The organism is Maricaulis sp. (assembly GCF_017643475.1).
Classification (GTDB): domain Bacteria; phylum Pseudomonadota; class Alphaproteobacteria; order Caulobacterales; family Maricaulaceae; genus Maricaulis.
The window spans coordinates 423816-445756 of record NZ_JAEPNI010000002.1 but is presented as its reverse complement, the minus strand read 5'-3'; the positions used below and the strand labels follow the sequence as shown (position 1 = coordinate 445756).

At 60.3% G+C, this 21941-nt stretch carries 20 protein-coding genes; 4 read left to right on the top strand and 16 right to left on the bottom strand.

The features are described 5' to 3' along the window. Window positions 1–846 (top strand): protein-glutamate O-methyltransferase CheR, encoded by an 846-nt coding sequence (locus JJ889_RS09455; protein ID WP_291894249.1) that lies wholly within the window; start codon window positions 1–3, stop codon window positions 844–846. A gap of 149 nt (window positions 847–995) precedes the next feature. Here JJ889_RS09455 and ctrA read toward each other — a convergent pair whose 3' ends face one another. Next, the gene (gene ctrA / locus JJ889_RS09450; protein ID WP_291894246.1) at window positions 996–1691 is read right to left on the bottom strand and encodes a response regulator transcription factor CtrA; all 696 of its coding nucleotides are present in this window, start codon (window positions 1689–1691) and stop codon (window positions 996–998) included. Between the two features lie 359 nt (window positions 1692–2050). After that, window positions 2051–3487 (bottom strand): hypothetical protein, encoded by a 1437-nt coding sequence (locus tag JJ889_RS09445; protein ID WP_291894243.1) that lies wholly within the window; start codon window positions 3485–3487, stop codon window positions 2051–2053. Between the two features lie 297 nt (window positions 3488–3784). On the opposite strand from JJ889_RS09445, the gene fliI reads away from it, so the two are divergent. Together fliI and fliJ are read left to right on the top strand one after the other, a co-directional pair. Beyond that, window positions 3785–5125, top strand: coding sequence for a flagellar protein export ATPase FliI (gene fliI / locus JJ889_RS09440; RefSeq protein WP_366940089.1), 1341 nt, complete (start codon window positions 3785–3787; stop codon window positions 5123–5125). Continuing rightward, window positions 5125–5541 carry a flagellar export protein FliJ gene (gene fliJ, locus JJ889_RS09435; RefSeq protein WP_291894237.1) on the top strand — a complete coding sequence of 139 codons (417 nt, stop codon included), beginning with the start codon at window positions 5125–5127 and terminating at the stop codon, window positions 5539–5541. The genes fliI and fliJ overlap by 1 nt, the downstream gene beginning before the upstream one ends. Window positions 5542–5702: 161 nt before the next feature. On the opposite strand, the gene JJ889_RS09430 is transcribed toward fliJ, so the two are convergent. After that, on the bottom strand, window positions 5703–7793 hold the full coding sequence (locus tag JJ889_RS09430; RefSeq protein ID WP_291894234.1) for a TonB-dependent receptor: 2091 nt from the start codon (window positions 7791–7793) through the stop codon (window positions 5703–5705). 126 nt (window positions 7794–7919) lie between these two features. Here JJ889_RS09430 and JJ889_RS09425 point away from each other — a divergent pair, with 126 nt between their 5' ends. After that, the gene (locus JJ889_RS09425) at window positions 7920–8897 is read left to right on the top strand and encodes a DUF6607 family protein (protein WP_291894230.1); all 978 of its coding nucleotides are present in this window, start codon (window positions 7920–7922) and stop codon (window positions 8895–8897) included. Between the two features lie 229 nt (window positions 8898–9126). Here JJ889_RS09425 and JJ889_RS09420 read toward each other — a convergent pair whose 3' ends face one another. The 13 genes from JJ889_RS09420 to JJ889_RS09360 form a co-directional block, all read right to left on the bottom strand. Continuing rightward, window positions 9127–9462: a hypothetical protein gene (locus JJ889_RS09420; protein WP_291894227.1), complete on the bottom strand. Its 336-nt coding sequence runs from the start codon at window positions 9460–9462 to the stop codon at window positions 9127–9129. A gap of 129 nt (window positions 9463–9591) precedes the next feature. Further along, a complete protein-coding gene (locus tag JJ889_RS09415) occupies window positions 9592–9915 on the bottom strand; it encodes a hypothetical protein (RefSeq protein ID WP_291894224.1) in 324 nt (107 codons plus the stop codon). Window positions 9916–9958: 43 nt separating this feature from the next. Then, window positions 9959–10759, bottom strand: a complete 801-nt coding sequence (locus tag JJ889_RS09410) for an AAA family ATPase (protein WP_291894220.1) — start codon at window positions 10757–10759, stop codon at window positions 9959–9961. Further along, window positions 10759–11712: a flagellar biosynthesis-like protein (FlhF) gene (locus JJ889_RS09405; protein WP_291894217.1), complete on the bottom strand. Its 954-nt coding sequence runs from the start codon at window positions 11710–11712 to the stop codon at window positions 10759–10761. The genes JJ889_RS09410 and JJ889_RS09405 overlap by 1 nt, the downstream gene beginning before the upstream one ends. A 71-nt stretch (window positions 11713–11783) precedes the next feature. Next, the gene (flhA, locus tag JJ889_RS09400) at window positions 11784–13919 is read right to left on the bottom strand and encodes a flagellar biosynthesis protein FlhA (protein ID WP_291894214.1); all 2136 of its coding nucleotides are present in this window, start codon (window positions 13917–13919) and stop codon (window positions 11784–11786) included. 12 nt (window positions 13920–13931) lie between these two features. Further along, window positions 13932–15302 carry a sigma-54 dependent transcriptional regulator gene (locus JJ889_RS09395; protein WP_291894211.1) on the bottom strand — a complete coding sequence of 457 codons (1371 nt, stop codon included), beginning with the start codon at window positions 15300–15302 and terminating at the stop codon, window positions 13932–13934. A 40-nt stretch (window positions 15303–15342) separates the two neighbouring features. Next, window positions 15343–15708, bottom strand: coding sequence for a flagellar motor switch protein FliN (fliN, locus tag JJ889_RS09390; protein WP_291894208.1), 366 nt, complete (start codon window positions 15706–15708; stop codon window positions 15343–15345). Window positions 15709–15719: 11 nt separating this feature from the next. Further along, window positions 15720–16376, bottom strand: a complete 657-nt coding sequence (locus tag JJ889_RS09385; protein WP_291894205.1) for a FliH/SctL family protein — start codon at window positions 16374–16376, stop codon at window positions 15720–15722. Window positions 16377–16386: 10 nt separating this feature from the next. After that, complete coding sequence (gene fliG, locus JJ889_RS09380; RefSeq protein ID WP_291894202.1) at window positions 16387–17412, bottom strand: flagellar motor switch protein FliG; 1026 nt, start codon at window positions 17410–17412, stop codon at window positions 16387–16389. Between the two features lie 8 nt (window positions 17413–17420). Beyond that, window positions 17421–19076 carry a flagellar basal-body MS-ring/collar protein FliF gene (gene fliF, locus JJ889_RS09375; RefSeq protein WP_291894199.1) on the bottom strand — a complete coding sequence of 552 codons (1656 nt, stop codon included), beginning with the start codon at window positions 19074–19076 and terminating at the stop codon, window positions 17421–17423. 219 nt (window positions 19077–19295) lie between these two features. Beyond that, the gene (locus JJ889_RS09370; RefSeq protein WP_291894196.1) at window positions 19296–19565 is read right to left on the bottom strand and encodes a DUF1153 domain-containing protein; all 270 of its coding nucleotides are present in this window, start codon (window positions 19563–19565) and stop codon (window positions 19296–19298) included. 215 nt (window positions 19566–19780) lie between these two features. Further along, entirely contained in the window at window positions 19781–21166 is a 1386-nt protein-coding gene (locus JJ889_RS09365) for a flagellar hook protein FlgE (RefSeq protein ID WP_291894193.1), read from the bottom strand. Window positions 21167–21265: 99 nt separating this feature from the next. Continuing rightward, window positions 21266–21937: a flagellar hook capping FlgD N-terminal domain-containing protein gene (locus tag JJ889_RS09360; RefSeq protein WP_291894190.1), complete on the bottom strand. Its 672-nt coding sequence runs from the start codon at window positions 21935–21937 to the stop codon at window positions 21266–21268. Window positions 21938–21941: the final 4 nt, after the last annotated feature.

Genomic DNA, 21941 nt, shown 5'->3' with positions numbered 1-21941 from the left:
ATGATCAAACAAGACGACATCACATTCGTCGCCGCAGAAGCGTTCAAACGCTCTGGCCTCGTATTGTCGGCTGACAAGGGCTACCTCCTCGAAAGCCGGCTTGCGCCGCTTGCCCGGGCTGAAGGCTTCCCGTCAATTGATGCGCTTTTATCCGCAGCCCGTCGCGATCAGAGCGACCGCTTGCTGTGGGCGATCACTGAAGCCCTGGCGACGCACGAGACCTTTTTCTTCCGTGACAACACGCCGTTTGACCTGTTCAAGAACGATATCCTGCCGGTGCTGACCCGCGCCCGCGGTGCCGGATCCACGATCCGCATCTGGTGTGCAGCCTGTTCCTCTGGTCAGGAACCGTATTCCCTGGCCATGCTGCTCGAGGAAGAACGCGCGCGTCTCGGCGGCAAGCGTTTCGAGATTGTCGCCACCGACATGGCGCCGCGAGTCCTGGAAAAGGCCAAGGCCGGTGTCTATTCCCAGTTTGAGGTCCAGCGTGGCTTGGCCATTCAGCGTCTCGTCCAGCATTTCGAGCAGAACGGTGACCAGTGGCGCATCAAGCCGAATATCCGGCAGATGGTGAATTTCCAGAAGCACAATCTGCTGGAGCCGATCGCCAGCCTGGGCAATTTCGACGTCGTCTTCTGCCGCAATGTGCTGATCTATTTCGATCCGGAAACCAAGAAACAGGTTCTCTCGCGCATCGCCCGCCAGACGCCAAATGACGGTTATCTCGTCATGGGGGCCGCAGAAACTGTTGTCGGTCTGTCCAAGGACTTTGTCCCGGTTGAGGGCAAGCGCGGCCTCTACGGGCGTGCAGAAGCCGGTTCCGGACGCACGACACGCGCCGCGTAGACTGCCAAGTGATCTTACCCTGACAGCGGCCCTGCGAAAGCGGGGCCGTTTTCATTTGGATCTGGGTGCCGGGGTTCAGCAACCAGCATGCTAGACACAAAAAAGCCCGGGCGTTTGCCCGGGCCTTTTCGTAACACTGAGACCGGTTATCAGGACGCTGCCTTTTCCTCGACCGGGTCACGCAGGACATAGCCACGGCCCCAGACTGTCTCGATATGGTGTTCGCCATCGGTGGCGGCAGCAAGTTTCTTGCGGAGCTTGCAGATGAAGACGTCGATGATCTTCAGTTCCGGCTCGTCCATGCCGCCATAGAGATGGTTCAGGAACATTTCCTTGGTCAGGGTCGTGCCCTTGCGCAGGGAAAGCAGCTCCAGCATTTGGTATTCCTTGCCCGTCAGGTGGACGCGCTGGCCATCGACCTCAACCGTCTTGGCGTCGAGATTGACTGCAACAGAACCTGTGCGGATGACGCTCTGGGCGTGGCCCTTGGAGCGGCGTACGATAGCATGGATGCGAGCGATCATCTCGTCCTTGTGGAACGGCTTGGTCATGTAGTCATCAGCGCCACAGCCAAGGCCGCGAACCTTGTTGTCGATGTCCGCATTGCCGGTCAGGATCAAGATCGGCGTGTCGACCTTGGAGACACGGAGCGTCTTGAGAACATCAAAGCCCGGCATGTCAGGCAGGTTCAGGTCGAGAAGGATAATGTCGTAATCGTACAGCTTTCCGAGATCGACACCTTCTTCACCCAGGTCGGTGGTGTAGATGTTGAAGCCCTCGGATTTAAGCATCAACTCGATGGACTGGGCTGTTGCCCGATCATCTTCAATAAGAAGAACCCGCATGGCTCGCCTCCGGTTTTAATGGCGGACGAATCAGCGTCGTCCGGTCTCAGCTCTGAATTAACCTTATTCGGACGCTATGCGGAAACCCTTAACGAAAGTTAACTGCGCCTTGACCATGTTTCGGAATCGCAGCTGAGCGGGATTTCATTGACTCTGACCGATTCGGATTCCGCGTTAACCATTAGGTGTTTATGGGAGAGGTCCCTGATAGGTAAGGGCTTTCAGACGGGCCTCGTATCAAATATCACCTGCATAAAGTATGCTTGATCCAGTCGAAAAAAGAGCCCGAAACGTGTGTTTCGGGCTCAAATTGTTTCTGCATTTGGGTGGGGAAAAGTTATTTTCCACAGATTCGATGGCTATTCCGCAGCCTGTAGACGCGAATTCGCCAGTGCCAGGAGCGTGGCCGCGCGGGCGTCGAAATCATCCTTGCGGCCGTCAAAGAGAATGCGGTCCTCATATCCAGTCAGCCACAGGGCGTCCGGATTGCGGCGGGCGATCACGATGTCACCCTGCAGGTGTTCCTTGGGCGTGCGGTGCAGGCGGAAGATGATCAGCCCGTCCGCCATCGCCTCGGCGAGGTGGCTGTCAACGCCTGCCATTTCCGGCATCGGATCGATCATGCCCACGACTTCCATCTTGCCGGCCTCGGTCGACAGGGAGAAACGCGAACGTTCAATGCCTGACAGGCCGTGCTGGCTGTCCCGGTGCAGCTGGTAGGAGCGCTCGACCGGTACGGCAAAGGCACGATGCCCCTCGATCTCGCGGCACTGGAAGAAATAGTGATTGTTCACGCCCAGGCGCTTCATTTCGCGCTGCAGGATACGCAGCGTGTTCTCGTCATCATTGACGCTGTCGATGATCGGTGTCTGGTTTTCCAGCGTCACAAAGGAGCGGCTGCGCATACGACGGATGACACCTTCCACGGCGGGATTGCGGGCCGGGCGACCGTGATGGTCATAGGTGTAGCCGCCATGCGCATCCAGCGCGAGGAACTCGTCAGGATGGGTGAAATGCACCATGAAACTGACCAGCACATCCGGGTGCAGCTCGTGGAACAGGTCTAGCATGTCAAAGAAGTTGTCGTCGAACCGCTCCGGGAAAAAGGCCATTTCCTTGGTGCCGATGCGGATGATGTCGAGGCCGGCTTCAGCCAGCCCGTTGAGATAGTCGAACAGGTTGGTGTTCGACAGGACCATCGGGTCACCACCGGACAGCAGGGCTTCGCGGATGCGCGGGCGAGAGGTCTCGCCACGTGCCGCCTTGGCGTTGTGGTCCTCAATATACTCCACGATCTCGTGGATGGAGGCTGTGTCCTTGCCGGTCTTGCCGGTCAGGAAATCCGAGCGATAGCAATAGCGGCACCAGGACGAGCAGGTGCGTACGACATACAGCAGGACCAGCTCATACTTGTGCAACAGGCCCGGGATCGGGCTGTAGCTCAGCTGGTTGGACGGGTCGGCTTCACCGGACAGATCCTCGGTTTCTTCCGGACGGGCCTTGATCAGGTTGCGAATCGCTTCGCTGCGCTTGGCCAGGTCGAGATAGTATCCCGTGGCGCGCGGCGGCAGGCGATCGGAGACGCCGGACTTGGCCAGCGCGTCCAGCTCGGACATGGAATAGACAGCCGCACCACCTTCTTCGACATAACGACGGTATTGCGCCAGGTCGTGCTGGATGTAGCGGTTGAACTTGGTGTCCTGGATCTGACCGTAAAGATTGGACCGGTGACGGCGGCTCTGCGCTTTTTTCTTGGGGCGCGAACCGGCGATAATATTCGTATTGGCGGGCGGCATATGGTGTCTCCCGTCAGCTATTAAGGCACAACCAAGCCAAACCGGCTGTGCAATGACTACGTGATCGAAGCTGTGCGAGACTCTTCCGGCCTCGAGCAGGTGGGCGTTCACATCTTCGGCGCCCCAGCTCCGCATGAGGCCGGGAACATAACGTGATGGCCGCAGAAGTGAACCGCTGCAGCTTAAAAAATAACACGGCAATTTCTGCCGCCCGTTTACGCGTGCGCAACCGGCTTGGGTTATATTCTTGGTGAATCGGACAGAAGTCCGTGAAGACCGGAGCCAAAAACGCCCATGATGCAGACCCTTATCGATCGCATTGAGCGCCTCGATGCACGTGTCCTGGAAGGACGCGTCACGGCTCTCAATGGTCTGCTGATCGAGGCGGAGGGGCCCCAGGCGGGGCTCAGCCTGGGCGCCCACGCGACAATCGAGACCCCGATGGGACCTGCAGAGTGCGAGGTCGTCGGTTTTCGCGGCGAGACGGCCTTGATGATGCCCTTCGGTCCGCTGGAAGGTGTCCGCCCCGGAGCAAAGACACTGTTATCGCCGGGACCCGCGCGTGTGCGACCGTCGCCCAGCTGGCTGGGGCGGGTGCTCGACGGTTTCGGTCGTCCGCTGGACAATGGCGCACCGCTGATGGAAGGCGCCAATCCCTATCCGCTGAAGGGCAATCCGCCGAGTGCGCACGGACGTGCACGTCTGGGCGAGCGCATGGATCTGGGTGTGCGGGTGCTCAATACATTCGTTCCCATGCGCCGAGGCCAGCGTCTGGGTATCTTCGCCGGCTCGGGTGTCGGTAAATCCGTTTTGATGTCCATGCTGGCGCAGGGCTGTGATGCCGATGTCATCGTCATCGGCCTGATCGGCGAGCGGGGCAGGGAAGCGCGTGAATTTGTCGAGGATGTGCTGGGACCGGAAGGCCGGGCGCGCTCTGTGGTCATCACCGAGACCTCTGACGCCCCGGCGCTGGCGCGTCGCCAGGCCGCGCATCTGACCCTGACAACGGCTGAGTTTTTCCGGGACCAGGGCAAGGATGTGCTCTGCCTGATGGACAGCGTGACCCGTTTTGCCCTCGCACAGCGTGAAATCGGTCTGGCGGCAGGTGAGCCGCCGACCACGCGCGGTTATACGCCATCCGTATTTGCTGAATTGCCACGGCTACTTGAGCGGGCCGGACCGGGGCCGGAACGCAATGATGGTGGAAAACAGGGATCCATTACCGGACTTTTCACTGTTTTGGTGGATGGTGATGATCATAACGAACCTGTGGCGGATGCGGTGAGAGGTATTTTGGACGGGCACGTGGTGATGAGCCGGGCGATCGCGGAACGCGGACGTTACCCGGCAATCGACGTATTGAAGTCTGTCAGCCGGACGGCGCCGGAGGTTTACGCGCTTGAAGAGCGGCCGCTGGTCGCCGAGGCGCGCAAGGTTTTGTCGGCTTATGCCGACATGGAGGAATTGATCCGTCTGGGGGCTTACACCCAGGGATCAAACCCGGTGGTGGACCGGGCAATCGCTCTCAACGATCCGTTGGAAGCGTTCCTCGGTCAGTCAAAAGACGAGGCGACGGACATTCCGTCGACCTTCGCAGCACTGGCGGGGATACTAGGTGGTGGTGAAGGAGTAGCGTAATGGCACGCTCGCACGAACCTCTGATTCGGCTGGCCCGGTTCAAGGTGGAAGAATTACAAAAACAAATGGCCGAGCTCGATCGCTCGAAGGCGGCCCTGATCAGTCAGATTGAACGGCTGGAGGCTTCGGTTCCGGAAGAACAGGCCGTCGCGACCCAGTCCAAGGACGGTTATCTCGCCTATGGCTCCTATGCCCAGGCGGTCATCAAGCGCAAGGACAACATCCGCGCGTCGCTGTCCGAGGTGGAAGCACAGTCCGATGCTTTGCGCAATCGGCTGTCCGAGGCGTTCCAGGAACTCAAGAAATACGAGTTGCTCGAAGAGCGCCGTGTCGCACGGGCCGAGGCAGCCCTGCGTGAAGCCGAACAGGCCGAGCTGGACGAGATGGCCTCTATCCGTCACCGCCGCGCGCACTAGCCTGGCGCCAGAGATCTGAAAAACGAGCCGGGTCTGGCAAGGCTCGGCTCGTTTCATGTCTGGAATTCAACGCATCGGCGTCCCGCAGCGTACGAAAAAACGGGCGAGCCGGTACTGGGGAACCGGCCCGCCCTTGGTGTGAGTGTGGTCAGAATTCTCGGCTAGAAATTCTGCCGCCAGCTCACATCAAAACGCAGCGACCGACCCGGTTCGGAGACGCCTGCAAAAACGCGCTCATAGTCCTCGTCAAAGACATTCTCGATGCCTGCATTCAAGGTCAGGCCATTGTCGAAGGGACGGAAGCGGCCATAAAGGTCGATAACGGTATAGGCTTCGCGGTGGTCAGCGGTATTGGCAGGTTTGTCATAGTCGCCAGCCATCTGGAGACGCGTGCCCAGCAGCATGTGATCGCCGAAGTCATAACGTGCATCCACGAAAATGCGGTTCGGCGTCAGACTTCCCAGCGCCTCGCCGGTTGCAGCATCCTCGCCATCGACAGCAGACCAGCTTGCATCAATGCTCAGCGGACCGTTGGCGAAATTGATCTGGCCTTCATAACCGGACAGTTCGGCACTGCCGACATTGCGGCTTTGGGTGGTTCCGGCAGAACAGGGCGCAAAGAAGGGCGGCGCGAAACAGGTCGGGTCGAACTGGAAGTCGACAAACAGGTCGATCAGGTTTTCCGCGTCGGTTTCGAACCAGGAGGTGCGCAGGGTCAGCTGGTCGACACCGATCCGATCGGCGAGGTCCAGGCTGAAGCCGATTTCCAGGGTTTCTGTCTCTTCCGGCATCAGATTCGGATTGGCGATGAACTCGTTGGAGATGAAGGTCGGCGGGCCGAGGATGATGTGTGGCAGCGAGAAGTGCGTGCCATCGATATAGAGCTCGTTGATCGATGGCGCGCGAAAGGCTTCGCCCCAGTTCACGAACATGTTGAACGCGCTGATCGGCGCATAGGTGACACCGAAACGCGCGGATGTCGCATCGTTTTCTGCCGCCAGTGAGGTGGCCGAAGCCGTCTCGAAACTGTCATTGCGGATGCCCGGCAGAACGACGATTTCGCCAGGCAGGCCGAACGGGGCAGGGCCCTGCATCTCCAGCTGGGCGTAGAAGGCCGTGAAGCTGGCTTCTGCGTCCGGAGCCCCACCGCGAATGCCGTTGGCGTCCGCACTGTCGCCGCCATCCTGGGTGTCTTCATAGTATTCACCACCGATCGTGAGGGCGCTTTCATAGCGACCCAGATCAAAAGCGAAGCGCTGATCAGCACTGATGCCGGTTGTTTCCAGGTCGCGGCGCAGCAAACGGGTGCTGGCGGTCTCGGCCTCGGTAACACCGGTTTCGTTGCGATAGATCGAGACATTCATGTCCAGCCATCTGATGCTGGGCGGAGTTATGTCCAATGCCATATTTATGTTGTCGCTCTGGATATCCTTGTCGACGAGGGCGTTGAACGCGCCAACGCCCGCAACACCCTGGCCGTTGTTCGGCTCGGTCGTGTCGCCATCGAAATACTGCCAGCTCAACTCTGCACGGACACCGACCGACAGGTCTGCGCCCAGTTTGACCAGGCCGGAAAGCGAGTTGTCGTCCGCCGGCAGGTCTGCCCCGGAGCCGAGGCGGATGTCGCCACTGTCTCGGAAGGAAAGGGAGGCGAGGGCGTCTAACTGACCTCGAACGCCGTAAACCGTCGCGGTCCCGCGTTGCTCCTCGTCCACTGATCGATAGCCAGCGCCAAGTTCGAAACCCCAGCTCTCTCCGGCATCGAGCAGGTCGTGCGCACCGGCCGTGCGGAAGGCGACCACACCGCCGGATGCGCCTGATCCGTAGAGTGCGGAGGCCGGCCCGCGAACCGTCTCAACCCCGACCAACAAGCTGGGATCCACGAAGATCGCGCCATCATGGCCAGAGGTGAAGTTCTGGCGGGCGCCATCCATCAGCAGGGTGGTGTTGTCTCGGCCCTGGCCTCGCAATGAGATCGTCTGTCCGGTTCGACGCGGGCCACCCGGCACATCGACGCCGGGCACCGCGCGCAGCAGGTCATCCAGATCCACCGGCTGGGCGAGGTCGAGATCCTCCGCATCGATCGAGGAGGTGAGGCCGGGATAGATGAAGCTTTCCAGCTCGGTCTTGGTCGCCTCAACGGTGATGACCTCACGGTCTCCTGCATCATCCTGTGCCAGAGCTGCCGGTGTCAGCGCGCCTGGCGCCAGGGCCACGGCGAGTGCCGCGGAACTCAACCACACGAGTTTCATTTTTCGTCCCTTTATGAAGTTCAGAGTTGCGAATGATTATCAGTAGCGATACTCATGGCAGAAGTTTCTGCGAACGCAAGTAGGAATCATTCGCATCTTACATGTAGAAAAATTGGGGATATCCAAATGAAGTTTCTGATCCCGGGGCTGGCCGCCTCGATGATGCTGACCGCCTGCGCAACGACCAGCGATGTGTCAGTGCCTGCAATCGCTGATCGCTCCGAGGCCGATTTCCAGCGCGATCGCGAGGCGATCCTGGCCATGCAGGGCGAGTATGCCGTGACCTTCGAGTTCATTGAAACCGTGGCCATTGCGCCGGGGTATGAACTTGTCGAACCGAAACACACGCCGGCCCGCGAAGTGGTTGTCGTCGTCGAGGACACGGGCGAGTTCATCATGCTCCAGCACCTGCTGGTGGTTGGCAGTGAGGACAATCCCTTCATCGTCAAACACTGGCGCCAGGACTGGCGCTATGAGCCGGACACCGTGCTGGCCTTCCAGGGCCATGACGAATGGACCGTAGAGGCGGTGAGCCATGTTGACGGGGCAGGGGCCTGGTCGCAGACGGTCTATCAGGTTGATGACAGCCCGCGTTACGCAGCGGTCGCGGCCTGGGATCACGCGCCGGAGGCGTCGACCTGGGAACCGCCCGTGTCCTGGCGTCCGTTGCCGCGCCGTGATGACACCACCCGGGATGATTATGACACCATCGCCGCCGTCAACCGCCACACCGTGACCGGTTGGGGCTGGATCCATGAACAGGACAATTCGAAGATCGCCCTGCGTGATGGTACCGAGCGTGAGATTGTGCGCGAGCAGGGTGTGAACACCTATACCCGCACCGAACTGTTTTCGGCCCAGGCGGCGTATGATTACTGGGACGCTACGGCGGACTATTGGGCGCTGGTGCGTGGGTATTTCGACGCGCTCGAGGCTGAAGACGCGGGATATCGTTTCCACATCGATGATGATGCCGAGGGCACCTTGCTCTACGGCCCGGTCCTGGATGCCGGTCAGCGTATCCTGTTTGGCATAGCCGATACCGAGACGGCCTGGGAGGAAGCGCAGGTTGTCCTGAGCAGCCAGGTTTCTGAGGTGGAGTAGTCGTACCTCTTTCTCTCCCACCTTTTCCCCCGGCGAAGGCCGGGGCCTACCAATGGAGGAGAGAAATCTCCCACGTTTGCGAGGCCCCGGAACAAGTCCGGGGGAAAAGTTTTCTTGTCAGGAGTAGAGCCACCTAAAGCCACGAAAAGCACCGCTTGGTCCAGTAGATCAGGCCGACCGTGTTAAGCTAGCTGCCATGCGTAGGATCTAAACGTCGCCCCGGCACGCACTAGCCATTCAGCGTGCAATGAACCGTACAGGTATGATCAGACGCCGATACAGACTGGCGCAGGCCAAATTCGATCGCGGACCGGCTGGTTGTTTTGGCTAGTAGATCAAGTTCAATATCAATGTTTCGCCCCGGGCATTGGCTGTTCAGCAGCTCAGCGATGAGTTCCGGGTCCGCGAGACACGGCGTCATCTCCAACATGGTGTGGAGAGGAGCGAGTTCGCCGGAGTTCAGGGTTTCAGTCGGGACGATACTTTGCAGGGTCACCAGGAAATCACCGCAGCCCGATTGCGCGACAGAGATCTCATGGCCGGACTGGTCCATATCTTCAGCCACCGTGTCTTGCTGGTGCGTCCGCGATGACCGCAGAAATCGCAGGGTGTTCAGTCACCCATGGGCCGATGGCTTCGTTCTCGAAGAGGCATTCGGAACTCTGAAGGGCCAGAGACAGAAGCGCTGCCTCGATCACAGCTTCGAATACCGGCGTTTGGTCCAGTAGATCAGACCGATCGTGACCATGTAGATCGCCAGCCTCAACAGCACCACAACGCCGCCGCGTTCATCCAGGCGGGAGAAGGCGAAGTCGAAGGCGAAATCTGCCGGAACCCCGGTCGCCCAGCGGTAGAAGAAGGGTGCGACGGCATCGGCCATGAAGGCGATTGCGGCGGCGGCCGGCCATTGTGGCCATTTGCGCATGATCAGCGCGGCGACCAGTGACAGAACGATAATCAGCCACCAGTCAAACGGTGTGAAACCCTGCGACAGGCGATCATAAAACGAGTCATACATACGCGGTGCGCCCCCAAGCGCTGAACTTGTCCCCGGGGCCAGTCTACGCGGCTTCCTTGCCTCTTGCGAGTGTTCCCGCCAAGGACTGGAGATCTTTTGCCGCCTCGCTCGCCGGAGAGCGAACGGACAGGCAGGCCTGGGCCCGGATCGCGGCCGGGACCGCCTCGTCGCGGCGGATCACCCCGGCCAGGGTGGGTGTGAAGCTCAAAAAGGCCTCACAGGTTTTCTTGAATGCGCCGAAGGCCTCGTGGGCCGCCTGTCTTGTCGGGGCGTTGTTGACCACGACCAGGGGCGAGGCGCCATCATCATGCAGGCGCAGGGTTTTCACAAAGGCATAGGCATCGGTCAGCGAGGTCGGTTCGTCATTGATGACGATGATGACGTCGTCGGCCGTCAGGGCCAGGCGCACGGTGGATTTGTCGGCACCGGCAGCCAGGTCGAGAATGGCGCGGTCATAGGACATTGCCAGCGCGGCGACACCACTGGCCAGCTTGGTCAGGCTCGGACCGGAGATATTGGCCAGCGCACCCGAACCTGAACGACCGGAAATCACATCAAAACCACCGCGTTCCTCCGAACCGCCCAGGGCAGGCGCGGTCGCATCGGCCAGGTTAACCCGGCCATTGATGACGCTGGTGATGTCAGCCGAGGGCTGCAGGCCCAGCTGGACGTCGATATTGGCCATGCCCAGATCGCCATCCATCAACAGGACACGTTCATCCATCTGGGAGAGGGCGCGGGCCATGCCAATGGCGAGCGTGGTCTTGCCAACACCGCCCTTGCCGGAAGCGATAGCGAGGATGCGGCCAGCGGCGCGTGACTGGGGTGCCGATGCAATCTTCATCACATGTCCTCGTCGTCAAAGGGGGTGAGCCGGTCTTCGATCAGCGCACGAGCGAGACGCAGCGGCGTTGCCGGCGCCAGGCCACCACCGATGAAGGGGGTGGAGGAAATCTGTGCGAAGGCCAGACCTGTTTCTCCGACACCGAGAATGGCGCCCATGCGGCGCGCGCAGTCCAGCTTGACCGGAATGGCGCGGCTGGCGCCGATGGAGGCAAACAGAGAGGCGGCGTCCTCAGCATCTTCTGCGGAAAGGCCTGCATCAAAGATATAAACGATCTCGGCCTCGGCGCTGTCGGCAAAGGCGAGCGTCATGTCTAGATCGTCCAGCTCGAACGGATTGACCGCCGGGCTGTCGATCAGGACCGGGCCCTCGATCTCGGCCATGACATCAGCCATCTCGCGCGGATCATCTACAGCGCGGAAACCGGCCCGCATCTTTTCGGCCAGTGCACGCAGACGGGCATCGGCCCCGGCGCGCTCGCCATCACAGGAAATCAGGGTTGGTGACGCCCCTGCGGCGACACAGCGCGCGGCGGTCTTGGCCAGGGTAGAGGTCTTGCCGACACCCGGCGTGCCGGCGAACAGGACCGGGTGTTCGGGAACTGCGGGCAGGGGCTGGAAGGTGTAGCGGCTTTCCATGGCATGGGCGAGGCGGGCAACGGAATGGCCGTCGGCCAGATCCTGAGCCGAACGCATCAGTGCCTGGGCGGCGATACCCGGCGCACGGTGATAACCCAGCGCATGGATGACACGGTCCAGCTGGGCGTCCTCGAAAGCACCGCGCTCGATATCGGCATCCTCAATCAGACGTTCGGAGATCTCCCGGACTGGTTCGACGGGCTCGTTGCGCATGGGCGCTTCGGTGGCCGCGCGGACCTGTACACCGCCGTCCGGGCCGTCCGACGTGGCGATGATGACGGCATCGGGGCCCATTTCATGGCGGACGTCTGACATGGCTTGAGTCAGAGTCTGGGCTGCAAAGGTCTTGAGGCGCATACGAGGTCGGACCAGTTAAATTGTTGTCGTTAACCGACGTGACCGAGGGTCTGCAGGCGCGCGCTCGGGTGAATTTCATTTTGCGACATCACGACCGTCTGAGGCCTGAATCGCTCAACCAGAGAACGCACATACGGACGAATCAGCGGGCTCGTCAGCAGTACTGGTACCTGACCCTGAGCTGAAGCGGTTTCGAAAGAGTTTCTAACTGCAGCGACAAAGTCATGAAGTTTGGACGGGGCCAGGGCGAGCTGTTTGCGCTCGCCATCGCCAACCAGGGCTTCCATGAAGGCCTGTTCCCAGTGCGGGGAGAGGGCCATGACCGGCAGATTTCCGTCCGGCGCACGGTTTGAATAACAAATTTGTCGGGACAGGCGCGTGCGCACATGTTCGACAATCGCGTCGAGATTCTGAGTCGTGGCGCTGGCTTCGGCGATGCCTTCCAGAATGGTCGGCAGGTCGCGGATAGAAATGCGTTCCTTGATCAGCGTCTGCAGTACACGCTGGATGCCTGCGCGGCTGATCTGGGCCGGCGCAATATCTTCGACCAGCTTCTTGTGCTCCTTGGACAGCTTGTCGATCAGCTTCTCGACTTCTGCGTAGGACAGGAGGTCCGCCATGTTCTCGCGGAGAATCTCGGTCAGGTGCGTAACCATGACAGCGGCCGGCTCGACGATGGTGTAACCACGGAAAGAGGCTTCCTCGCGCAGGCTTTCCTCGATCCAGGTCGCTGGCAGGCCAAAGGCCGGTTCCTTGACGTGATCGCCGGCCATGTCGATCGGCAGACCCGCCGGATCCATGACCAGCAGCTTGTTCAGTTCCAGATCGCCCTTGCCGGCCTCCAGTTCCTTGACGCGGATGGAGTATTCCTGATTGCCCAGCTGCATGTTGTCGATAATGCGGACAGCCGGTGTGACAAAGCCCATCTCCTCGGCCAGCGAGCGGCGCAGCGCCTTGATCTGGTCGGTGAGTTTGCGGCCATCCACGTCATTGATCAGCGGCAGCAGGCCGTAACCCAGCTCGATCTTCAGCTCGTCAATGGTGAGGCTATCCTCGATCGGGGCGTCCTCCGGAGCAACTTCCTCTTCCTCGGGCTGTTCGGCAGCGATGCGGGCGGCTTCCTTCTCGGCGGCCTTTCTTTCCTGGATATCCCGGTTCATCCAGGCCAGCGCGCCGGCGCCGGCAGACATCATCGCAAACGGAATGAACGGCATGCCCGGCAGGACGCCGACGATCAGGGCGACACCGGACACCAGACCAAGGCCTTGAGGATTGGCCGTCAGCTGGCCGAACACGGCTTTGTCGGCTTCGCCATCAACACCGGCCTTGGAGACCAGGAGACCCGCGGCAACCGAGATGATCAGGGCCGGGATCTGGGAGACGAGGCCGTCACCGATGGTCAGGGTGGAATAGGCTGCAGCAGCATCGGCGAACGGCATGCCGGACTGGACCACACCGATAATGATACCGCCGATCAGGTTGATGGCCGTAATCATCAGGCCGGCCATGGCATCACCACGCACGAATTTCGAGGCACCATCCATGGCACCGTAGAAATTGCTTTCGCCCTCAAGTTCCTTGCGGCGTTCGCGGGCCTCGTTCTCGGTGATCAGGCCGGCGGAGAGGTCCGCATCAATGGCCATCTGCTTGCCGGGCATGGAATCCAGGGTGAAGCGCGCAGCAACTTCGGCGATACGGCCGGAACCCTTGGTGATGACGACGAAGTTCACGATCACCAGGATGGCAAAGACAATGACGCCGATCACGACATTGCCCTGCATGACAAAGGCACCAAAGGCCTCGATGACCTCGCCGGCAGCGTCCGTGCCCTCGTGACCGCGGGACAGGATCAGACGGGTCGAGGCGATGTTGAGGCCGAGGCGCAGGAGCGTGGTGATCAGCAGTACAGCCGGGAAGGCCGAGAATTCCAGCGGCTTCTTGATGAAGAGCGCTGTCATCAGGACCAGGACGGCAATCGAGATGGAGGTCGCCAGCGACAGGTCGAGCAACAGGCTCGGCATCGGTAGCAACAGCATCACCAGAATGCCGAGAATACCCACGGCCAGGGCGACATCGCCCCGCAGCGTGCGGTTCAGGAAAGCCTGAAAGTCGAACCCGCCGGCACCGGTGGCCGGGGTCTGGTTACTACCTGCTGTATCTGCCACGTCTTAGTCCTGTCAGGCTGCGGAAATGCCCGCGGTAGTCTGGTTCGGCTGTGGAATGTCGACACCCTGGTCGGCATAGAGCTTCAGCTTGTTGCGCAGGGTGCGGATCGAGATGCCGAGAATGTTGGCGGCATGTGTCCGGTTGCCCAGGCAGTGGTCCAGCGTGTCGAGGATGAGATCCTGTTCGACTTCGGCAACCGTCTTGCCGACGACCACTCGCTGAACCGCGTCAGCAGCATCGGCGGCGTGGCGGGTGACGCTGGAACCGGAGCCGGTGAAGGCAGAACCATCCGGCATGCGGATCGCGTCCGGACCGATCTCGCGGCCGGAGGCCAGCAGAACCGCACGGTGCATAGCGTTTTCCAGTTCGCGGACGTTACCGGTCCACTCGCGGGCCAGCAGCTGGGTGCGGGCCGCGTCGGAAATCGGCTTTTCGTCCACCTGGTTGGCAGCGGAGTATTTCTTCACGAAATGATCGGCCAGGGCGATGATGTCGGTCGGGCGCTCGCGCAGCGGCGGCAGGGCCAGATTGACCACATTCAGGCGGAAGAGCAGGTCTTCGCGGAAGGAGCCATCGGCAACGGCCTTGCGCAGATCGCGGTTGGACGTCGCCAGGATGCGGATGTCCACCTTGACCGGTTTCGTACCACCGACACGGTCAATCTCGCGTTCCTGGATCGCACGCAGCAGCTTGGCTTGCAGTCGCACATCCATTTCCGAGATCTCGTCGAGGAGAAGCGTACCACCATCGGCCTCCTCGAACTTACCCACGCGGCGGGCGATGGCGCCGGTAAACGCGCCTTTCTCGTGACCGAAGAGTTCGGATTCCAGCAGGTTTTCCGGGATGGCCGCACAGTTCACGGACACAAACGGCTTGGAAGCCCGCTTGGACTTGGAGTGAACGTAGCGGGCCATGACCTCTTTACCCGCACCGCTTTCACCGGTGATCAGGACAGAGGCTTCAGAGGCTGAAATGCGATCGGCCAGTTCGATGACCGCCGTCATGGACGAGTCGCGGGCGATCATGGCGCGTTCGTCGTCGGCAACAGCCTCGAGAACAGCGGCGATCAGCTCGGCATCCGGCGGCAGCGGGATGAATTCCTTGGCACCTGCGCGGATGGCAGCCGCCGCCATCTCCGGGCGGACATTGACGCCACAGGCGACAACCGGGACCGTGATGCGCTCACGCTCATTGGCGTCGATCAGGGACTGAACATCCAGCGACAGGTCGACCATGAGCAGGTCGGCCCCCCGGCCGGCCCGCAGGTGCGCGGTTGCCTGTTCGATCGTATCGACCTGGGAGACGCTGGCTCCGCGGTCGGTGGCGATTTTTGTGGCGGTGTAAAGCTGCCCGCCAAGGCTTCCAACGATCAGGACTCGCATTGCGTCCGCTCCATTTTTTTCTTGTTACCAAGGCGCTGCATCATGCTGCGTCCCCGTCCTTGATGATTTCAGTCATGGTCACGCCGAGGCGATCCTCCACGACAACGACCTCGCCGCGGGCGACGAGACGGTTATTCACGTAGATATCGATGGCTTCACCGATCTTGCGATCCAGCTCGACGACGGAGCCCGAGGTCAGCTTGAGCAGCGAGTTTACATCGATATGCGCCTTGCCGAGAACGGCAGAGATATTGACCGGGACGTCGAAGACCGGCGCCAGGTCGGCGGCCGCCTTTTCTTCTTCTTCCATCATGGCCTCGGCAGGCACAGCAGGCGCCTGTTCCGCGGGCATGTCCGGCATTTCATTGCCCAGATCGGGCAGGTCGAGGTTATTTTCGTCAGCCATATCTGGCCTCCTTACGCCGCTGATGAGCCGGGCTGTACGCCGGCTGCGGGATCAATCGGGTCTGCGTCTTCAGTCGGGGCGGCCAGCCAGCGTTCGGTGATCTCGTCGAGACGCGTTTCGACATCGGCCTGGCTGCGCTGGATCGCGCCCTTGCCCCATTCCAGGCGAATATCGCCTGCGGTCATGCCTTCCTCGCCGCGCACGACAACGGCACCGTCAAAGCCACAGTCACGCGCGGTCTTTTCGAGCTGCTCGGCGAGCATTTCCACCAGGTCAGGCGCGCATCGGACGGAAAAACGTGGCTCGCCACGCAGATCCATCACCGCCTCGCGGACCACGTCCTCAATGGCATCGGCCGGAAACTGGTTCAGCGCTTCGCCGGCGAGCTTGCGGGCCGCGGTGATGCCCAGCATGACGGCTTCATTGCGCAGCTGTTCGGATTCCGTGGTCAGGCGCGCCAGGATGAGCTGCATCTGGGCGGCGATCGCTTGCAGCGACTGGGCGCAGCGACCTTCCTCCATCTCGCGACCTTCCTCGACACCCCACATACGCGCGGCGTCGACATCGTCCTGGGTGAAGAAACGCTTGTAGCTTTCACCTTCACGGAGCACTTCGCCGTTGTGGTCGAACTCAGTGTCGAAATGGAATTTCGTCGGCTGTTGTTGCACGGGCGGGCTCCTAGTAGATCAGTTCGTCGTCGGCACCGCCATCGGCCAGCATGATCTCGCCTTTCGCGGCGAGGTCCTTGGCCATGGCAACAATGCTCTGTTGGGCCTGGTCGACATCCTTCAGACGGACCGGGCCCAACGCGTTCATGTCCTCTTTCATGATCTTGGCTGCGCGCTCGGACATGTTCGAGAAGAACAGGTCGCGCAGGCTGTCCGACGCGCCCTTCATCGCCAGCCCCATCTGGTCCTTGTCGATCGAGCGCATCAGTGTCTGGATACCGCCCGGGTCGAGCTTGGATAGGTCCTCGAAGACGAACATCAAGGAGCGGATCTTCTCAGCGCTGTCGCGATTGCGTTCTTCCAGCGCAGCCAGGAAACGGTTTTCGGTCTGGCGATCGAAATTGTTGAAGATCGACGCCATCATCTCGTGGCTGTCATGTTTGGACGTGCGGGCCAGATTGGACATGAATTCGGTGCGCAGCGTTTCCTCGATACGGTCGAGAATCTCGCGCTGGACCGGCTCCATGCGCAGCATGCGGGTCACGACTTCCATCGCGAAATCTTCCGGCAGGGCGCCGAGAACACGCGAGGCATGTTCCGACTTCACCTTGGAGAGAACCACGGCAACAGTCTGGGGATATTCATTCTTGAGATAGTTGGCGAGAACCACCTCGTTCACATTGCCCAGCTTGTCCCACATGGTCCGGCCGGCGGGACCACGCAGCTCTTCCATGATGGTCTCGACCTTCTCGCCCGGCAGGAAGGACGTCAGAAGACGCTGGGTCGCCTCGAACGAGCCCATGAGGGAGCCGGTCGAGGACATCTGGCCGACAAAATCGACAATCAGTTTCTCGACGGCAGACGCAGAGATCGTGCCCAGATTGGACATGGCCTGCGAAACTTCACGGATTTCTTCCTCATCGAGATGGTTCCACAGGCCATGGTCCTCTTCGCCCAGGGCGAGCAGGATTACCGCAGCCTTCTCAGGACCTGCGAGGCGATTGGGATCTTCGATTGAGCGTCGTTTCTCGGACATTTGAAGCCTCAGGCGTCGTGCAGCCAGCTACGCAGGATGGAGATGCTCTCTTCCGGGTGCTGTTCGACTAGGGATGCAACTTTCTTGATCGAGGAGGCTTTCACCTGGCCATCGATTTTCTCGATATCGATCAAAGCATTGTCGATTGTGGGTGGTGCCGAGCCGGCCGGCAGGGCCGCCGGGACTTCAGCAGTTGGCAGGGCAGTTGGTGCGTTGGCCGTATCCAGCGTGTGCGCCGGGGCGCCACCGGCCGTGGCCAGCGCCAGTCCGGCAGGCGCGGCTGCAGTGGCTCCGGCGCCTTTGACCAGTGGGCGAGCGACCAGGAAGATCACCAATAGAGCTGTGATGAACATCACCAGGACTTCGGCACCACGCAGCAGGTCATTCTTGTTGAAGCTGAAACCGCCGGCCGCTTCCGTGCCAAGCAGCGGGTTGGCGCGAGCGAACTCGATCTGGGTGACAGTCAGGTCGTCGGTGCGCGTGCCGTTGTTCACAAAACCCATGGCCGAGCGGACAAGTGCTTCGATCTGCTCGATTTCCTCGGCAGGGCGCGCCGTCCATGTAGAGCTGCCATCCTCGTTCGTGGTCAGGATGCCATCGACAGCGACAGCGACGGCGAGGCGGTTGATGGAGCCGGCCTCGATGATCTCGGTCCGTGTCGTGGTGGAGATTTCGTAGTTGACGATCTCGTTTGATACTTCACGTTCTGAAGCGCTCTGTGGTCCACCGGCGCCTTCATTGCCACCATCGGGCAGGTTTTCAGAGGCAGACACGGCGTTGGAATTGCCGCCTTCATTGTCGCGCGAGGTTTCGGTGTTGCGTTCGCGTGACTGCAGAACCTGGCCGTTAGGATCGAAATTCTGGGAAGTTTCGGTGACACTCTGACGGTTCAGTTCCGCCGTAACCTGGACGCGGGCAGCGCCCGGGCCGACCACGCCTTCGACGATATTGAGAATGTTCTGACGCAGGGTCGCTTCAAGAGCGCTCTGGCGTTCATCCATCATCATGCCCGTCGTGCTGCCATCTTCCGTGGCTGCAGCCAGCAGGCGGCCGCGATCATCGGCGATGGAGATATTTGTGGCTTCCAGGCCCGCGCCGCCGGCAACGATATTTCGGATCACGCGGATCTGCTCGCTGTTGAGGGAACCGCTGGCATTGATGGTGATGGCTGCGGTAGGGGCCTGCTGGTCGCGCGCAAACATTCTACGTTCCGGCAGGTTCAGGTGAACACGGGCCGAGCGGACATAGTTCAGGGACTGGATCGTGCGGGCCAGCTCGCCTTCCAGGGCGCGTTTGGCGTTGAGATTTTGTACAAAGCTGGTCTGGCCAAAGCTGTCCTGGCGATCAAACAGTTCGTATCCTGCAGATCCGCCGATTGGCCCGTCAGCAGCAATGCGAACACGGGCAGCATCGATCTGGTCGCGGGCAACATAGATGGCCGTGCCGCCCTCAGTGATTTCGTAGGGGATATTTGCCTGATCGAGCAATTGACCGGCAGCAACAGCTTCCGCCGGGTCCAGACCTGCAGACAACAAGGCCTGCGAACCACCGCCAATAGCGCTGGAAAAATAGACGAGCGCAGCAGCGACACCGGCAGCCAGGCCGAAAATCGCGGTCAGCCGTCCAACACCAAAAACTCTGATCTGTTCAAAAAGCGCGTTCACTGGTCATCCTGCCCAAATAATTCGTGTGCTCCGTAGCGAAGCACTGGGCAGAATTTTCCTACCAGTCTCGTAAACGAGGTATTAAGATACGCGCATACGTCATTAATCCTGATGAATTTTTCTCATCAGAATTATCTAACGTACTGAAATTATATGTGATGAACGGTGACCCAAGGGGGGAGAGGGCCACCGCTCACTCAGCAACCGGAAAATCCGGTGCTATCGGTAGGTCTGCAGACGCGTTGTGCGCAGACCTGCAAGTCCATGTTTATCGATGGAGCGCTGCCAACCGAGGAATTCCTCCACGGTCAGCGAATATCGTGAGCAAGCTTCTTCCAGTGAAAGCAAGCCACCGCGAACTGCGGCGACGACTTCTGCCTTGCGGCGTACCACCCAGCGCTGTGTCTCGGGCTTGGGAAGGTCTCCAAGCGTAAGAGGGCTACCATCCGGTCCAATGACGTAGTTTTCTTTTTTAAGGCGCGGCTGCATGTCCGGTCCCCGTTTGTTTTTGTTTATGGTGTGACCCTAGCCCAAGGCCTTTAACATCCGCCTAAACCTCTGGGTGAATTTGCGTTTAACGCCTCCGCGAAAATCCGAATAAAACTCGCATAAGATTTGAGCGATCGCGTTTACCCACATGCAAGGCGCAATAAAAAAGGGCCCCGCCGAAGCGGAGCCCTTAGTTAAAAGCGTCAGGTGATGGATTAACGCTTCATCCGGATGGCTTCATCGAGCATCTCATCAGCCGTGGTGATGATTTTCGAGGAAGCGGAATACGCCCGCTGTGTGGTGATCAGTGTGGTAAACTCGGTCGCCAGGTCGACATTGGAGTTTTCCAGCGTGGAGGACGCGATCGTACCGGCAGAACCCAGACCCGGCTGGTTCAGCGTGTAGGTACCGGACTCCGGGGTAACCGTGTAGGTGCCGCCGGACTGGGCCTGCAGACCGTCCGGGTTCACAAAGGTCGCTACCGGGATCTGATAGACCTTGCGGATGATCCCGTTGTTGAACTTGGCGAAGACAAAGCCTTCATCGTCAACTTCCACACCGGCAAAGTTACCGAAGGCCGAGCCGTTCACATTGGTGGAGAGCAGGGCAGACGGGCTGTCATACTGTGTGAAACCACCCGGAGAGCTCGGATCACCGAAGTCCAGCGTGAGCGTCTGGGCGGCAATCCCGGTCGCGGCGGACCACTGGAAGTCATTCGCGCCCAGGGCGGCAACATTGTCCGACGCGAGGAAGTTTACCGTGGTCGGCAGGGTCGTGTTGGCGGAGTCAAGGCGACCCTGCGTGTCAAACGCGACGGTACCGGTCAGGATCTGGCCGTTGTTGAGGCCTGCACCTGTGGTCACTTCAGAGGCCGGAACCATGTGAATCTCGGCGTGCCACTGGTTCGGCGTGGAGCTCTTCAGCATGGAAATGGTGATCGAGCGAACGCCACCCTGGCTGTCATAGAAGGGAATGGTGCGCTGGAAGTCCGGAGTCACCGCGCCCGATGCCATGTTGTTGGCTGCAACGCCGGCATTGTAGGTCGCCTCGGCTGCGGAGACGGTCTGGCTGGCCAGCAGGTTGGCATTGATGCCCATGATGGAGGTCGGCTCGGCCGCACCACCGATGGAGGAGAGGTTGATGGTCTCCAGCGTGTTGAGGTCGGACGGGTTGGTGGGAACCGAACCGTCTGCGGCAACCGGCCAGCCGGCCAGGTATTTGCCTGCATCATTGCGGAGATAGCCTGAGCTGTCCGCCACAAAGCGGCCTGCACGGGTAAAGGAGACCGGGTCTGACGAGTTGGCGTTGGCGTCGTCACGTACGACGAACAGGCCGTTACCGGCAATCGCCAGGTCGGTCGCAGAGGTGGAGCCGGTCAACAGGCCTGACTGGCTGATATTCAACTGGGTGCGCGAGCCGACACCGGCAGCGGTGTAGCGCGTACCTTCGCCGCGGCTGTCATACATCGGGGTGAAGACAGCTTCGGCACGCTTGTAACCAACCGTGTTCACGTTGGCGATATTGTCCGAAACAGCGGCCAGGGCGCTGGAATTTGCGATCAGGCCGGAAGCGCCGGCCAACAACGCGGAATTGATGCTCATTGCATGCTCCTTACGTTTTCAAAACAAAGGGAGCCTTCTGCTAGGTGGATCCGAAGTCCCATTCTGGGGTCCGGTTTTTCAGGCCGGCGGCCTGAAGGATCAAACTGTGCCGTCCTCCCTCAAAGAGAGTACCGAGGAGAGCGGCACGCGAATTCCGCCCATCTCGACAATGACTTCATTGCCAGAGAGATCCACTCCCGTAACCAGGCCCTCGGCCCGGATGGTGGGAGTGATATTGTTCCCGTCGTCATCGACAGACAGGACTTCCAGGGAATAGACGCCGTCCGGCATCTGCGATCCGGCTGTATCCAGACCGTCCCAGGTAAAGCTGTGAGTGCCCGTATTGTTGTTGCCATCGAAACGGCCGAGCTCGCGGCCGTCCGCATCCTTGACGATAAGCGTCGTGGAGCGGGCGTTTTCGGGCATGGTGTATTCCCAGGTCGCCTGACTGTTGGTCATCTCCACCTGCGGGGTCTGGGCAAGGCCGACGCGACCGATATAGCTGACGGAAGAGGCCTGGGCTGCTGCCGACTGGAGCAGGAGCAGGTTTTCCAGGTTCTGGTTCTGCTGGATCTGCTGCTCGACGCTTGAGAAATCGACCAGCTGGCTAACGAATTGTGTCGAATCCAGAGGGTCCAGCGGATCCTGGTTCTTCATCTGCTCGGTGAGCAGGGTGAGGAACATCTCGAAGTTATCGCCCAGGCTCGCGGACTGTTGGGACAGTGCGCTGTTCGAGCCGGTGGCCGCGGTGAGGGCTGAGATATCTGTCATCTAC